The organism is Desertibacillus haloalkaliphilus, from assembly GCF_019039105.1.
GTDB classification, from domain to species: domain Bacteria; phylum Bacillota; class Bacilli; order Bacillales; family KJ1-10-99; genus Desertibacillus; species Desertibacillus haloalkaliphilus.
The window spans coordinates 1-312 of the sequence record NZ_JAHPIV010000666.1 but is presented as its reverse complement, the minus strand read 5'-3'; the positions used below and the strand labels follow the sequence as shown (position 1 = coordinate 312).

General features: G+C 53.5%; 1 tRNA gene. It reads left to right on the top strand.

What is annotated here, in order from left to right:
* The first annotated feature begins 159 nt into the window (after nt 1–159).
* A tRNA-Met gene (locus tag KH400_RS23775) sits at nt 160–236 on the top strand.
* The last annotated feature ends 76 nt before the right edge of the window (nt 237–312 follow it).

Sequence of the window (312 nt, the reverse complement as noted above, 5' to 3'; positions counted from 1 at the left end):
GAGGATTAGCTCAGCTGGGAGAGCACCTGCCTTACAAGCAGGGGGTCGGCGGTTCGATCCCGTCATCCTCCACCATACTTAAGTTGACGAAACAACGATGTAACACATTACTGCGAGTCAACATCAGTAGTGCTAAGAAGTGCACCATAAAAATATTATCGCGGGGTAGAGCAGTCTGGTAGCTCGTCGGGCTCATAACCCGGAGGTCGTAGGTTCAAATCCTACCCCCGCAACCAAAATGGTCCGGTAGTTCAGTTGGTTAGAATGCCTGCCTGTCACGCAGGAGGTCGCGGGTTCGAGTCCCGTCCGGAC